The sequence below is a fragment of the Brevibacterium epidermidis NBRC 14811 genome, assembly GCF_001570805.1.
Classification (GTDB): Bacteria; Actinomycetota; Actinomycetes; order Actinomycetales; family Brevibacteriaceae; genus Brevibacterium; species Brevibacterium epidermidis.
In genome coordinates, this window is the sequence record NZ_BCSJ01000002.1 from 129,544 (window position 1) to 143,848 (window position 14,305).

General features: G+C 65.1%; 10 protein-coding genes. 7 read left to right on the top strand and 3 right to left on the bottom strand.

All coding sequences use genetic code 11. From position 1 onward, the window contains the following. Positions 1–4: 4 nt before the first annotated feature. Positions 5–1,276, bottom strand: coding sequence for an imidazolonepropionase (hutI, locus tag BEP01S_RS01345; RefSeq protein ID WP_062239680.1), 1,272 nt, complete (start codon positions 1,274–1,276; stop codon positions 5–7). A 292-nt stretch (positions 1,277–1,568) separates the two neighbouring features. Here hutI and BEP01S_RS01350 point away from each other — a divergent pair, with 292 nt between their 5' ends. Then, positions 1,569–2,459, top strand: coding sequence for an SDR family oxidoreductase (locus tag BEP01S_RS01350; protein ID WP_062239683.1), 891 nt, complete (start codon positions 1,569–1,571; stop codon positions 2,457–2,459). 248 nt (positions 2,460–2,707) lie between these two features. Here BEP01S_RS01350 and hutU read toward each other — a convergent pair whose 3' ends face one another. Beyond that, complete coding sequence (gene hutU, locus BEP01S_RS01355) at positions 2,708–4,429, bottom strand: urocanate hydratase (RefSeq protein ID WP_062239686.1); 1,722 nt, start codon at positions 4,427–4,429, stop codon at positions 2,708–2,710. 301 nt (positions 4,430–4,730) lie between these two features. Here hutU and BEP01S_RS01360 point away from each other — a divergent pair, with 301 nt between their 5' ends. The 6 genes from BEP01S_RS01360 (at position 4,731) to BEP01S_RS01385 (ending at position 13,284) form a co-directional block, all read left to right on the top strand. Then, the gene (locus tag BEP01S_RS01360; protein WP_062239689.1) at positions 4,731–5,624 is read left to right on the top strand and encodes a LysR family transcriptional regulator; all 894 of its coding nucleotides are present in this window, start codon (positions 4,731–4,733) and stop codon (positions 5,622–5,624) included. Positions 5,625–5,893: 269 nt separating this feature from the next. Beyond that, the gene (locus BEP01S_RS01365) at positions 5,894–7,117 is read left to right on the top strand and encodes an acetyl-CoA C-acetyltransferase (protein ID WP_062239692.1); all 1,224 of its coding nucleotides are present in this window, start codon (positions 5,894–5,896) and stop codon (positions 7,115–7,117) included. Positions 7,118–7,330: 213 nt separating this feature from the next. After that, the gene (locus tag BEP01S_RS01370) at positions 7,331–8,473 is read left to right on the top strand and encodes a CaiB/BaiF CoA transferase family protein (protein ID WP_062239695.1); all 1,143 of its coding nucleotides are present in this window, start codon (positions 7,331–7,333) and stop codon (positions 8,471–8,473) included. A 141-nt stretch (positions 8,474–8,614) separates the two neighbouring features. Next, a complete protein-coding gene (locus BEP01S_RS01375; protein WP_062239698.1) occupies positions 8,615–9,751 on the top strand; it encodes an acyl-CoA dehydrogenase family protein in 1,137 nt (378 codons plus the stop codon). 225 nt (positions 9,752–9,976) lie between these two features. Further along, a complete protein-coding gene (locus BEP01S_RS01380) occupies positions 9,977–11,407 on the top strand; it encodes a purine-cytosine permease family protein (protein WP_039211458.1) in 1,431 nt (476 codons plus the stop codon). A 404-nt stretch (positions 11,408–11,811) separates the two neighbouring features. Then, positions 11,812–13,284: a lipase family protein gene (locus tag BEP01S_RS01385; protein ID WP_062239701.1), complete on the top strand. Its 1,473-nt coding sequence runs from the start codon at positions 11,812–11,814 to the stop codon at positions 13,282–13,284. A gap of 156 nt (positions 13,285–13,440) precedes the next feature. Here the strand turns inward: BEP01S_RS01385 and BEP01S_RS01390 are convergent, their stop codons facing one another. Next, a complete protein-coding gene (locus BEP01S_RS01390) occupies positions 13,441–14,184 on the bottom strand; it encodes a DUF1345 domain-containing protein (RefSeq protein WP_244882014.1) in 744 nt (247 codons plus the stop codon). Positions 14,185–14,305: the final 121 nt, after the last annotated feature.

The following is a 14,305-nucleotide window of genomic DNA, read 5'->3' on the forward strand; positions in this document are numbered from 1 at the left end:
AAGTTCAGTCGCGGGATCGGTTGTCGACGATGAGCTCACCGCCGGAGTAGACCCTCTCGACCAGCTGGACACCCGGCCGGTAGGCCAGGTGGCGGTAGCTGGGTGCGTCGAGGATGGCCAGGTCGGCGCGGGCTCCCGCTCCGAGGTGGCCGACATCGGTGCGCTGCAGGGCGTTGGCTCCGCCGGCGGTCGCCGCCCACACCGCCTGCTCGACGGTGAAGTGCATATCCCGGACGCCGATGGCGATGACGAAGGGCATGCTGTTGGAGAAACCGGAGCCGGGGTTGCAGTCGCTGGCGATCGCAAGCCGCACTCCGGCGTCGACGTAGCGGCGGGCGTCGGGGTAGGGCTGGCGGGTGGAGAACTCGATGCTCGGCAGCAGGGTGACGACGGTGCCCGCCTCGGCGAGGACGGCTAGGTCCTCATCGGAGGCGAAGGTGGCGTGGTCGACGGACACGCAGCCGAGTTCGGCGCCGAGCTTGAGTGCCCCGCCCTCGGTGAGCTGATTGGCATGCAGCCGCGGTTTCATTCCCACGGCCTTGCCGGCGTCGATGATCCGCCGCGTCTGGTCTTCGGTGAAAGCACCGGTTTCGCAGAACACGTCGATCCACTTCGCTTTGCCTTCGGCTGCTGGGATGATCTCGTCGATGACGAGGTCGACGTAGCGTTCCGGCTCGTCCTTGAACTCCGGTGGGACGACGTGGGCGGCGATGAGCGTCGATTCCTCGGTGTGCCGGTTGATGATGTCGAGAGCCTGGATCTCGTCGGGCACGGTCAGCCCATAGCCGGACTTGATCTCGAACGTCGTCGTGCCCTGTCGCTGCGCCTGTTCGAGGAGGTGGACGAGGTTGGCTTCGAGCTCGGCCTCGCTGGCGGCGCGGGTCGCGGCCACGGTGGTGGCGATCCCACCGGCCGAATACTTCTGCCCGGCCATTCGGGCGGCGAATTCCTCGGACCGGTCACCGGCGAAGATGAGGTGGTTGTGGCTGTCGACGAAGCCGGGGATGACGGCCTTCCCACCGAGGTCGATCGTCTCGAATCCGCTGAGATCATTCGCCGAGGTGACTTCGCCGTTGGCGATGTCGTCATCGTTGAGGCCGGCGGTGCCGATCTGGTCCTCGTGTGCAGCGAGCGCGGCGTCCGCCTGTGCGGACGGTCCCGACCAGATCACCCGACCGGCGTCGACGAGCAGAGCGGCGTCAGCGATCACGTCGAGTTCGCCGAGACGGTCGAGATCATTGACGACGAGTTCGCTGATCCCGGTGAATAGCTGCATGACGGTCGGCCCTTTCCGATCGAGTGTGGTTCAGTCCCAGTATGGACTGTCGGCGAACGGCAGTGAACGGCGCAGAAAGATATTCGTCCGATATTTCGGACAAAGATTCATGCGGTCCTGTCGGAACGGTCACCCTCGCTGTCGGGCACCGGAAGCACCTGACACCTGGGCAAAGTCGTGACCCGAAGGCTAGCCTGGCTCATATCCATCCCGATCAACGGATCGCGGAACACGGACCCGACCACCGAACACACGGATACGATCATCGGACTACGGATGAAGGAGACGAACGATGACCACTGACAGCCACCTCGGCGAGGGATATTCCACCCGATCGCTGGCCGGACGGACGATCATCATGAGCGGCGGCAGCCGTGGAATCGGACTGGCGATCGCTCTGCGCGCAGCCCAGGACGGGGCGAATATCGCGCTGCTGGCGAAGACCGCGGAACCCCATCCGAAGCTCGAGGGCACGGTCTACACTGCGGCCGAGCAGATCGAGGCGGCCGGTGGCAAGGCCCTGCCGATCATCGGCGACGTCCGCAGCGACGAATCGGTCGCCGAGGCGGTCGCGAAGACCGTTGAGGCCTTCGGCGGCATCGACATCGTCGTCAACAACGCCAGCGCGATCGACCTGTCCTCGGTCGAGGACCTGCCGATGAAGAAGTTCGACCTCATGAACTCGATCAACGCACGTGGCTCCTACCTTCTGGCCAAGACGGCCCTTCCGCACCTCCAAGCCTCCGACGCCGCGCATGTGCTCACGCTCTCGCCGCCGCTCAATCTCAACCCGGCGTGGGCGGGCAGGCACTTGGGCTACACGATGGCGAAATACGGGATGTCGCTGGTCACGCTCGGACTGGCCGAGGAGCAGCGCGAGGCCGGAGTCGCAGCGAACAGCCTATGGCCACGGACGACGATCGCGACGGCCGCTGTGAACAACCTCCTCGGCGGCGAACAGCTCATGGCGCGCAGCCGTAAGCCCGAGATCATGGCCGAGGCGGCATGGGTGATCCTCACCAGCGACCCCCGCGAGGTCACCGGCAATTTCTTCATCGACGACGAGGTGTTGGCGGCTCAAGGTGTCACGGACCTCTCGGCCTACGCCCATGATGCGTCGAAGCCCGGTTCCGTCGGTCACGGGCCCAACGACCTCGAGCTCGACCTCTTCCTCGACGAGTAAGGTGCGGCGCACCTGACTACTCACGATCAGCAACTCCCCACGGCACACAAAAAGTCGAGCAGCACTGTTTCAAAACTGTGCTGCTCGACTTTTTTCGAGCTATTCAGCAGCTACACGGCAGTTTGCTCTTTTGGTACACCCTGTTCTGAAATGCCCACCGAGGAACGTGAGCAGTTCAGAACAGCGTGTACCAAAGTGCCCGCTTCATCCGCGACCGCTCCCGTGTACGCAGCTGCGTCGCTTACTGCTTACTGTGCGGCGGATTCCTCGTCGCGCTTGTCGAGCTCGGGGATCATCGGCACGCGCTGACCGCGCTCTTCGGCCACCTCGGAGGCGCGCTCGTAACCGGCGTCGACGTGGCGGACGACGCCCATGCCCGGGTCGTTCGTGAGCAAGCGTGCCAGCTTCTTCGCCGCCAGCTCGGTGCCGTCGGCCACGGAGACCTGTCCGGCGTGGATGGAGCGGCCGATGCCGACGCCGCCGCCGTGGTGGATCGACACCCAGGTCGCACCCGAGGAGGTGTTGACCAGGGCGTTGAGCAGCGGCCAGTCGGCCACGGCGTCCGTGCCGTCGAGCATGGATTCGGTTTCGCGGTAGGGGCTGGCCACCGATCCGGAGTCGAGGTGGTCACGGCCGATGACGATCGGGGCCGAGATCTTGCCTTCCGCGACGAGCTGGTTGAACAGCAGACCGGCCTGGTGGCGTTCCTTGTAGCCGAGCCAGCAGATGCGTGCCGGCAGGCCTTCGAACTCGACGTATTCGTTGGCGGCGTCGAGCCAGGTGTGGAGGTGTTCGTTCTCGGGGAAGAGCTCCTTGAGAGCCTGGTCGGTGACCTCGATGTCCTTCGGGTCGCCGGACAGCGCGACCCAGCGGAAGGGTCCGAGGCCTTCGCAGAAGAGGGGCCGGATGTAAGCGGGAACGAAGCCGGGGAATTCGAAGGCACGGTCGTAGCCGGCCTTGCGGGCTTCGTCGCGGATCGAGTTGCCGTAGTCGAAGACCTCGGCACCGCGGTCCTGGAACTCGACCATGGCCTTCACATGCTTGGCCATGGATTCTTCGGCGCGGATGGTGAACTTCTCAGCGTCCTGCTCGGCCTCTTCGTGCCAGTCGTCGACGCTCACGCCCACCGGCAGGTAGGACAGCGGATCGTGGGCCGAGGTCTGGTCGGTGACGATGTCGACTTCGGCTGCCTCAGGGCGGTCGAGGATGAGCGGGAGGATCTCGGCGGCGTTGCCGACGAGCCCGACGGACAGGGCTTGCTTGTTCTTCTTCGCTTCGATGACCTTGGCCAGTGCGGTGTCGAGGTCGGTTTCGACCTCGTCGAGGTAGCGCTTGCCCTTGCGACGGTCGAGGCGGGTCTTGTCGACGTCGATGATGAGGCAGGCTCCGCCGTTGAGCGTCACGGACAGCGGCTGGGCTCCACCCATACCGCCGCAGCCGGCGGTGATGGTCAGGGTGCCGGCGAGGGTCCCGTCGAAGCGCTTGCGGGCGATCGCACCGAAGGTCTCGTAGGTGCCCTGGAGGATGCCTTGGGTGGCGATGTAGATCCAGGAGCCGGCGGTCATCTGGCCGTACATCATGAGGCCTTCGGCCTCGAGCTCGCGGAAGTGCTCCCAGTTGGCCCAGTCGCCGACGAGGTTGGAGTTCGCGATGAGCACGCGCGGGGCCCATTCGTGGGTGCGCATGACGCCGACCGGCTTGCCCGACTGGATGAGCAGGGTCTCGTCGTCCTCGAGATCGTCGAGGGTGCGCACAATTGCGTCATATGCTTCCCAGGAGCGGGCTGCGCGGCCGGTGCCGCCGTAGACGACGAGGTCCTCGGGACGTTCGGCGACCTCGGGGTCGAGGTTGTTCATGAGCATGCGCTTGGGTGCTTCGGTCTGCCAGGACTTCGCGGTGATCTCGGTTCCGCGGTCGGCACGGATGACGCGGGACGGGTCGTGCTGGGTGAACGACGGCTTGGTGGTCATGGGATTCTCCTTGTCGCTGTGTCCGACAACGCGGATACTGGTCTGCGGGTTCGGCAGGAAACCGACTATCGGCCCGTCCTGCGCTGTCTGCTCTGACTACACATCCCATTCTGGCGGCTGGAGAGGATCGCGGAAGTGGTCCGGATCAAGTTCTGTCCGATATTTCGGACGTGCTCGAGTGTGCGCCGCACACCCCGTTGCCGACCGCTATAAAACAGCTCAGGCATTGATTACCCAGCGTGCAATAATGATGGCCACCCGCATGTCCGACCGCTCGAACGCCTGACGAGGGAGAACGTCCATGGAGCTGCAGCAGATCCGCGCCTTCGTCGCCGTCGCCGAGGAACTCCACTTCGGCCGCGCCGCCGAACGCCTCGGCATGGCCCAGCCCCCGCTGAGCCGCACCATCCGCTCTCTGGAGACCGAGCTCGGCGCCTCTCTGTTCCAACGCACGACCCGCTCAGTCAGCCTCTCCCCCGCCGGCGAAGCCCTACTCGAGCCGGCCAAGCACATGCTCGCCACCCAGCAGGCCGCCGTCGAATCCGTCCACCGCTCCTCCAGCGGTGAGGTCGGCCGCGTCCGCTTCGGCTACTCGCACCCGTCCTCCCGCGACCTGGCCGCCACCCTCGTGGCGGCCTCACACGAACGCAATCCGGGCATCACCTTCCACCTCGAGTCGACGGTCTACGCCGACGAAGGCCTCGAGCGGATCATGGACGGCACGCTCGATCTCGCCCTTGTCCGTTGGCGCCGGCGGCCCCCGCTCATCGCCGGACGCCCCGTCGCGATCGAGCGCCCCTGCGTCGCCATGCCGAGTTCGCACCGACTGGCGAAGCGAAAGAAGATCGGCGTCAAGGAACTCGCCGACGAACCCTTTGTCCTCCTGCCCGCCCGACCGAATTCGAACCTGCGCGAGACCGCCATGCGCCTATGCCTCGACGCCGGGTTCAGCCCGCGCACCGTCCAGGAGGCCCCCGACTCGCAGTCGATCTCCGCGCTCGTGGCCGCCGGGATGGGCGTGACGATTACGTTCGATTCCGTCGCCGCCGGCTACGACTCGCGGATCGCCGCGGTTCCGCTCGATCTCCCGAACGAAGCCACCCAGCTCCACCTCGCCTACCGACTCGATCAGCAGGACGCAGCCCTGAACACGGTGCTCGATGTCGCCGAGGCGGTACTGCCGACCGTCCGCTGAGCGGCCTGGCCGCCGCAAGCCGGCCAGGCTGGCGAATCTTGCGAATCGAATCCAGCGACCCCGCATACCGTCACCGAGGCGACCCACCCACCAGTGCCGCGCCGTCACTATGAGGCCCATTCATTGAGACGCACCCTTGTCAGGCGCAATCCATTCGGATATGTTCATAAATGGGAAAGTATTAATACCAAATTCGGCAGTGATGCCGATCGTGTCGACGTTCCGGCCCCACAAGCGGGACGGTGCGACCGCAACCAGAGGGAGACTCCGTGTCCGAAGACATCGTCATCTGCGATCCTCTCCGCTCCCCCGTGGGCGGATTCGGCGGACAGTTCAAGGACGTGCCGCATGAGGAGCTCGGCCGACAGGTCCTCACAGGTCTGCTGGAGAAGACCAACCTGCCGGGCGAAGCCATTGAGGATGTCGTCCTCGGCAACTGCTATCCGCACATGGAGACTCCGGCGATCGGCCGCGTCGTTGCCCTCAATGCGGGACTGCCCATCACCGTTCCCGGCCGCCAGGTCGACCGTCGCTGCGGCTCCGGCCTGCAGGCGATCGCCGACGCCCACGCGATGATCTCGGCCGGTTTCGCCGACCTCGTCGTCGCCGGCGGCGTCGAGTCGATGAGCCGCGCACCGTTCTTCAATGAGGAGATCCGCTGGGGCGTCAGGGGCGGCAACATCGAACTCAAGGACGGCCTCGTCCGCGGCCGCCTCACCGCAGGCGGCAACGACTACCCGGTGCCCGGCGGAATGATCGAGACCGCGGAGAACCTGCGTCGGGAGTACAAGATCTCACGCGAGGACCAGGACGCCTACGCGGTCGAATCGCATCGTCGGGCCGCCTCGGCGACGGAGGAAGGGAAGTTCGCCGACGAGATCGTGCCGATCACGCTGCCGGCCACCCGGAAGGCCCCCGAACAGGTCATCACGACCGACGAACACATCCGCCCCGGATCGACGGTCGAGAAGCTCGCGAAGCTCAAGCCGATGCTCGCGAAGTCCGACGATGAGGCCACGGTGACCGCCGGAAATGCCTCGGGACAGAACGACGGCGCCGCGCTGTGCATCGTCACCACCGCGTCCAAGGCCGCCGAGCTCGGCCTGCAGGTCTTCGCCCGCATGCGCAGCTGGGCCGTGGCCGGTGTGCCGCCGAAAACCATGGGCATCGGCCCGGTCCCGGCGACCGCGAAGGCACTGCAGCGCGCGGGTCTCGAACTCGGCGATATCGACCTCATCGAACTCAACGAGGCATTCGCGGCGCAGGTGCTCGCCTGCACGACCGAATGGAAACTGTCCGAATCCGACTTCGCCGAGCGTCTCAACGTCAACGGCTCGGGCATCTCACTGGGCCACCCGGTCGGCGCGACCGGTGGCCGCATCCTCGCCACCCTGCTGCGAGAGATGGATCGCCGCGGTTCCCGCTACGGAGTCGAGACCATGTGCATCGGCGGCGGCCAGGGAATGGCCGCGGTCTTCGAACGCGTAGCCTGAGGCCCGCTCGTCTCACGACGAGAAGAACTCAGTGCACTGCCCTGGCCGGAAGCCCTTCCGGCCAGGGCAACGTGCATTGAGTGCCGGAACTCCGCCCCGGGGGCAGACGGCCCGTCGGAGCTTCGGGACGTCCGACACCTCCGTCCGACACTTCGGACGAAATCCCGTCACACCCCGTTGTCTTCGCCCTGGTCACCGCCGAGGATGAAGATCATGAACGCAACGAAGCAGCTCCTGACCGGGGTTCGGGTCGCCGATTTCTCCCGAGTTCTCGCCGGTCCCTACGCCACGGCGATGCTCGCCGACCAGGGCGCCGAGGTCATCAAGATCGAGATGCCCGGCCACGGTGACGATTCCCGACATCTCGGACCCTTCACCGATTCCGGGTCGACGTACTTCACCGGACTCAACCGCGGCAAGCGATCGATCGAGGCCGATCTCAAGGATCCCGAGCACCATGCACGCCTCCTCGAGTTCATCAAGAGCTGCGATGTCGTCGTCGAGAACTTCCGTCCCGGCGTCGCGGCGAAACTCGGCCTCTCCTACGCCGACATCAAGGCTGTGAAGCCCGATATCGTCTATGCCTCGATCTCCGGTTTCGGACAGGCCGGCAGCCAGGCGGGACGTCCCGCCTATGACACGGTCATCCAGGCCCTGAGCGGCCTCATGGCCTCGACCGGCTTCCCCGAGGGCTCGCCCACCCGCGTGGGCGAATCGATCGCCGACGTCTCCGCCGGAGTCTTCGCCGCCTTCGGCATCTCGTCGGCGCTCTTCCGCCGGCAGACGACCGGCGAAGGTGCCCATATCGACATTCCGATGCTCGACGTCATGCTCGCCATGCAGCCGACGAACGCCTCCCTCCACTCCGCTGGATCCGCCCCCACCCGGGTCGGCAACCGACACCCCGTCTCGGCACCGTTCGACACCTATCGCGCCGCCGACGGACTCCTCGTCATCGCCGTGGCCAACGACCGGCTCTTCGGTACTCTTGCCCAGACCCTCGGCAAGCCGGAGCTGGCCACCGATCCGCGCTTCGCCACCGACGCTCATCGGTCGGACAACGACGACGCGCTGCGCATCGAGATCGAAGAATTCACCACCGGGCGCACCGTGACCGAGCTGTGCGAGATCTTCGATGCCGCCGGAATCCCGAACTCCCCCGTCCTCGATTTCGCCGAGGCGGTCACCGGCCCCATCGGCTCCGATCGCGATCTCACTGCCACCGATCCCCGATCCGGGCACGCCTTCCTCGGCCACCCGCTCCTTGTCGACGGCACCCGCCCGGCGTCCGCGCTTCCGGCGCCCCGCCTCGGCGAACACAACGCCGACTTCGCCGCACCCACCGACGCACGCTGACCTGACCGGCTGGCCTCAACCTCGCCGAGGCGGCGCACTCCGCACGAATCCCCTGGCCTCTCAGTCAGGATTCCCCGATCCTCCTGGTCGGGAGCCCGTCCAATTCCATCGAACCGATCCCCATTGCAAAGGAGCACTCTTATGGCCTTCGACATCACCGCCGATGAACAGGAACTCGTCGACGCCGTCGTCTCGATCAGCAAGGACGTCCTCGTCCCACAGGCCGCGGCCGCCGACGCGAACGAACGCGTCTCCGACGAAACCCTGAAGACCCTCGCCGAGGTGGGGGTCATGGGGCTCAACCTGCCCGAGGAATTCGGCGGGCCCGGCGTCGGTTCGGTGGCGATGAGCCAGATGGTCGCCGCCATCACCGAGGCGTGCGCATCGACCGCGTCGATCGTCACCGCGCAGTTCCTCGCCACCGACTCGATCCTCCTCGGCGGCACCGATGCCCAACGCGAAGCGTGGCTGCCACGCGCCGCAGCCGGCGAAGTCATCGGAGCCTTCGGACTCACCGAACCCGGTGCCGGATCGAACCCGGCGGAGATGTCGACGAAGGCCACACGGGTCGACGGCGGTTGGCACCTCAAGGGCACGAAGTGCTTCATCACGAACGCCGGCTTCGCGGACTTCATCGTCGTCTACGCGAAGACCGACGTCGACGCCGGGCACAAGGGGATCAGCGCATTCATCGTCGACACTGCGGCCGCCTCGGCGGGGTTGGACTTCCATCCCCCGGAGAAGACGATGGGTCTGCGCGGCAGCCCCGTCTATGAGTTCGTCATCGACACCGTGGTTCCCGAGGACGCCCTCCTCGGGAAGGCAGGCGAAGGCTTCACGACGGCCATGCGCGTGCTTGACCGCGGCCGCATCGAGGTGGCTGCGATGAGCCTGGGAATCGGCAAGGCTGCCCTCGACGCCGCCGTGGCGTGGGCCGGCGAGCGCAAGATCAACGGCAAGCCGCTGAACAGGCTCCAAGGCATCGCGTTCAAGCTCGCGGACATGTACACGAAGTACCGTTCGGCGTGGCTGCTGACGATGGACGCCGCCGAACAGCGCGACTCCGAGGTGGACTTCACTCGATCCTCGGCAACGGCGAAGCTCGCCGCCTCCGAGGCGGCCGCCTTCATCGCCGACGAAGCCCTGCAGATCCATGGCGGGTACGGCTTCACTCGCGACTTCCCGCTCGAGCGATACGTTCGCGACGCTCGGATCTACCGCATCTACGAAGGCTCCTCGGAGATCCAACGCACGATCATCGCCCGATCTCTGTCCTGACGAGTCGGCTGAAACAAGCCGGAGAATCGATCGAAACAGCACAGAAATCCGCCCGAGAATACGATCGAGACGAGTTTGAGGGGCGATTCGTTCGCCGCGGAGTCCCTCTGTTCATTCCACCCTGCAGATGTTCCGAAATATCGGACGAAATATGTGATTCGGGTCTCGTCTCTCATCGTCTTTGGGTGTTGACTGAGTCTGATTCATCACTCAAAGGAGAAATTCATGGCTAGTACGACCAATTCGGGGATCGAGAAACGGTCCATCGAGATGGTGCCTGACGCTGAGCGTCACGGAACGCCACGTTCCCAGTTCACCCTGTGGTTCGGCGCCAACACTCAGATCACCGCGATCGTCGACGGGGCCCTGGCCGTCGTCTTCGGCGCCGATGCACTGTGGGCCATCATCGGTCTGCTCATCGGCAACATCATCGGCGGAATCGTCATGGCACTGCACTCCGCGCAGGGACCGCAGCTCGGCCTGCCGCAGATGATCTCCTCGCGTGCTCAGTTCGGCATCATCGGCGCGATCATCCCGCTCGTGCTCGTCGTGCTCATGTACATCGGCTTCGCCTCGACCGGTGCGGTCCTGTCCGGCCAGGCCGTCAACCTCATCATCGGAGTCCAGACCCCATGGGTCGGCATCGTCATCTTCGGTGCGCTCACCGCCCTGGTGGCCCTGCTGGGGTATAAGTACATCCACGTGCTCGGTCGGATCTCCTCGGTGACGGGCCTACTCGGGTTCCTGTTCATCACCTACTGCGTGCTCACACAGGTCGACGTCCCCGGTCTGATCTCGGGCTCGTCGTTCGCCTTCCCCGCCTTCCTCTCCGCAATCGCCCTGTCCGTCGGCTGGCAGCTGACCTACGGCCCCTATGTCGCCGACTATTCGCGATACCTGCCACGATCGACCCCAGCTTCGAAGACCTTCTGGTTCACCTTCGGCGGATCGGTCATCGGTTCGCAGTGGTCGATGACCCTGGGTGCGCTCATCGGAGCCGCCGCCATGACGGAATCCGGCAACCTGTTCGTCGAGAACCAGGTCGCCTACGTCGGCGACATCGTCGGCGGAGGGGTGTTCGCACTCCTCATCTTCATCGTCATCCTGCTGGGCAAGCTCACGGTCAATACGCTCAACGCCTACGGCGCGTTCATGTGCACGCTGACGATCCTCACCTCGTTCGGCAACAAGGCGACGATCCGTCGCTGGACCCGCGCGGTCTTCGTCATCGGCATCGTCTCGCTCACCGTGCTCGTGGCGCTGCTGGCCTCGGCAGACTTCCTCGCGAACTTCAAGAACTTCGTGCTCGCCCTGCTCATGGTCTTCACCCCATGGAGCATCATCAACCTCACCGACTACTACCTGATCTCGAAGGACCGCTTCGACATTCCCGCGTTCTATGACCGCAACGGCCGCTACGGCGCATGGAACTGGCGGGCGCTGGCGTCCTACGGAATCGGCGTCGTCGTCCAGATCCCGTTCCTTGCACAGTCCTTCTACACCGGACCGATGGTCGCAAAGCTCGGCGGCGCGGACATCTCGTGGCTCGTCGGCATCGTCGTCACCTTCGTCCTCTATTACGTGCTCATCCGCAACCGGGGAGTCGCCCCGAAGGAGACGATCTACCCCACCCTCGAGGAACTCGAGCGCAAGTGACCCTCACCCGCACCGAGGCGGCCCCACCCTTTCCGGGCAGCTGACCTCGGCAGGGTGGCTCCACTCCTTCAACGGCCGCCGGTCGGCAGCAAACGCTGCCGACCGGCGGCCGTTGTCGTGTGTCCTGGAGAAGGATCAGCCCGCACGAAACACCGACTGTTTCCACATCGCCCAGGCGGCACGGACTGTCCTCGGCAAAAGAGTTACCAATCAGTTCTACTATCGAGTAACGTGTGTGGTGCCCGTCACAATAAGGGCGTCCGATGAAGAGCATCCGCTGCCGACGACACCCCTGTCGCAGCGGTTCGCTCGCGGTCGCGGCCCGTTGCACCACGGCCCGCACCGACTCCACTGTCCCGCACCTTCTCACCGCCGAGAGACATGGCAGAACAGGACCACCGCCTATGAGCACGCCCAACACAGCACAGACCAGCACAGCACTGCCGACCACAACGTCACACAGTCCGCGTCGTCGCATTCAGGCCCTCAGCGCCGCAGCGATCGCCGGCCTCGCACTCACTCTGTGCACGACGACCGCGCCGGCCCAGGCCGCCGACATCGTCCCACAGACCGAATCCGAAGCCGAACAGTTCCTCGACGACCGTGCGGCTGAGGACCCGAGCACGCTCGACCGCGATTCCGTCCCCGAGGACATCAGCGTCGAACAGGCGAAGAAGGCTGTCGAGAGTTCCGATGAACTCACCACGGCCGACGTCGAATATGCCGCCGCACAGGAGGACCTTCCGGCCTCCGGAGTCCCCGAAGATTTCTATGAGACTCCGGACTCGCTTCCCAGTGAAGACGGTGCAGTGCTCAAGCAGGCCGACTCGGAGTTCTATCTCGATCCCGTGAAACTCATCAAGCATGACGCGAAATCGACGACGTTCATGTACAAAACCACCGACGAGCAAGGCACCGCCCGAGCCGCCACCGCCACTCTGCTCACCCCGAACGGCGCGAGCGGCCACGCCGAGGATGCCGTCGTCATCTCTCCGGGCACCCAGGGCATCGCCGACAAGTGCGCTCCCAGCCGGCAAATGGGCATGGGCACCGAATACGAAGGAATCTCCGTCGCCTCTGCCCTGGCCGCGAAGCATCCGGTTGTCGTCGTCGACTACATGGGCCTCGGCACTGAAGGCACCCATCACTACGTCAACCGCGTCGAAGAGGGACGCTCTGTCCTCGACGCGGCACGCGCAGTTCAGCAGGTCGACGGAAGCGAGATCGACGAGGAGACCCAGCTCCAACTGCGCGGATACTCGCAGGGCGGCCACGCCACGACGGCTGCTCTGGAGCTCCAGAAGGAATGGGCTCCCGAGCTCAACGTCGTCTCAGCTTCGGCCGGCGCCGTGCCGACCGATCTGTATAAGACCGTTTCCGAGCTCTCGAGCGTCTATACGGCATTCGCGCTCTACGGCGTCGCCGGGTTCGCGGATCAGACCGGGGTCGATACGTCGGACTTCCTCAACGAGGAGGGACAGAAGGTAGTCGAAGAAACCTCGAACCAGTGCACCATCGAAGCGCTGCTCTCGACTGCCTTCACCGATGCGAAGACGCTGACGAAGAACGGTGAGTCATTCCAGGAGATCGTCGATGCGAACTTCACGGACGTCGCCGAAAAGCAGCGTCTGGGCAAGGCTGAAGTGCCTGATATTCCGCTGCTGGTCAACCACAGCCGCCTCGACGACGTCATCTCATTCGATCAGGGCAAGGAGCTCGCGTCGACCTGGTGCCGCGCCGGACACAAGGTCGCGTTCGAGGACAACCTCGGCCCCACACACATCGGCGGCTACGTCGCCGCGCTGCCCCGGGTCGAGACCTTCACCAGTCGCACCTTCGCGGGCAAGGCTCCGCTCGACAGCTGCTGGAGGCTGTGACCTCCCACCCTCACCGAGGCTGCCCACCCAGTTGGGGAATCTGTCCTCACCGAGGCGGCCCGCCCGGTTGACGAGCCCATAAGATAGAGGCGGTCCACCCTGAACGGGGTGGGCCGCCTCGGCGATATTCACAGGGTTGGGTTGTGCCGGTGACGGTCACATGACGTAGGAGAGGATCATCGATACGAGGGTCGCAACAACAACGGAGTTGAAGGCGAAGGCGACGATGACGTTCGTGCGCACCAATCGCCAGGCTTTCCGCGACACCGCTCGGCCGGGGAGCGCGGCCGTCATCGTCGATGACAGCACGGAGAAGGTCAGGTAGTCGCCGAACTCGCGTGGGCCTTCCATCTCGAATTCGAGTTGCCGCTCCCCCGGGCTGCCGCCGCCGCTGAGGTCGAGACGCATGAACTCGAGTGCGAACGAATACACGAGCACCGCCCACGAGGCGATGACATTCGCGATGCCCAGCCCCGCCGAGACGACGATGCTTCCCTCAGAGTCAGAGGTAACGAGGAAGATGTTGAAGATGAATGCGAGGTAGGCAGCCATGGTCGCCCAGGACACTGCTCCGCCCATCCCGAACCACCGCGACCACCATCGTCGGCGGTTCGCCACTGACCAGCGGGAATGGACGATGAGCTCGGTTTCGTCGAGGTCTCTCAGTCCCGCGTGGGTCCACAGCAGATAGGTCAGCGCGAAGAGCGGCCAGAAGACGAGGAAGAGGTTGATGACCTCGTGCGGCAGGGCCAGCGACGCAGCCGTGCTCGGACCAGAACCCAGCGGGTCGAAGTCGAATCCGAACACGAGGATGCCGCTGACGATGAGCGCAGGAACTCCCGCGATATTTGCGCGCGAGTCGTCGGAGAGAGTGAGCATCTGACTGTGCGTGGGTCTCATCGGCCCGGCTCCGGTTCGTTCGACGCGGCGGCTGTTCGAGTTCAGCCTAGTCGAGGGTGGGCTCGACTCGTCCGATCTCCGAATCGGACCGGTGGCACCGAGTCAGACCAGGCATCCCCGA

Bases quoted from the DNA above. Each gene is read 5' to 3' on its own strand.
- hutU (WP_062239686.1), bottom strand. From the start codon at position 4,429: ATGACCACCAAGCCGTCGTTCACCCAGCACGACCCGTCCCGCGTCATC.
- BEP01S_RS01360 (WP_062239689.1), top strand. From the start codon at position 4,731: ATGGAGCTGCAGCAGATCCGCGCCTTCGTCGCCGTCGCCGAGGAACTC.
- hutI (WP_062239680.1), bottom strand. From the start codon at position 1,276: ATGCAGCTATTCACCGGGATCAGCGAACTCGTCGTCAATGATCTCGAC.
- BEP01S_RS01380 (WP_039211458.1), top strand. From the start codon at position 9,977: ATGGCTAGTACGACCAATTCGGGGATCGAGAAACGGTCCATCGAGATG.
- BEP01S_RS01375 (WP_062239698.1), top strand. From the start codon at position 8,615: ATGGCCTTCGACATCACCGCCGATGAACAGGAACTCGTCGACGCCGTC.
- BEP01S_RS01390 (WP_244882014.1), bottom strand. From the start codon at position 14,184: ATGAGACCCACGCACAGTCAGATGCTCACTCTCTCCGACGACTCGCGC.
- BEP01S_RS01385 (WP_062239701.1), top strand. From the start codon at position 11,812: ATGAGCACGCCCAACACAGCACAGACCAGCACAGCACTGCCGACCACA.
- BEP01S_RS01350 (WP_062239683.1), top strand. From the start codon at position 1,569: ATGACCACTGACAGCCACCTCGGCGAGGGATATTCCACCCGATCGCTG.
- BEP01S_RS01370 (WP_062239695.1), top strand. From the start codon at position 7,331: ATGAACGCAACGAAGCAGCTCCTGACCGGGGTTCGGGTCGCCGATTTC.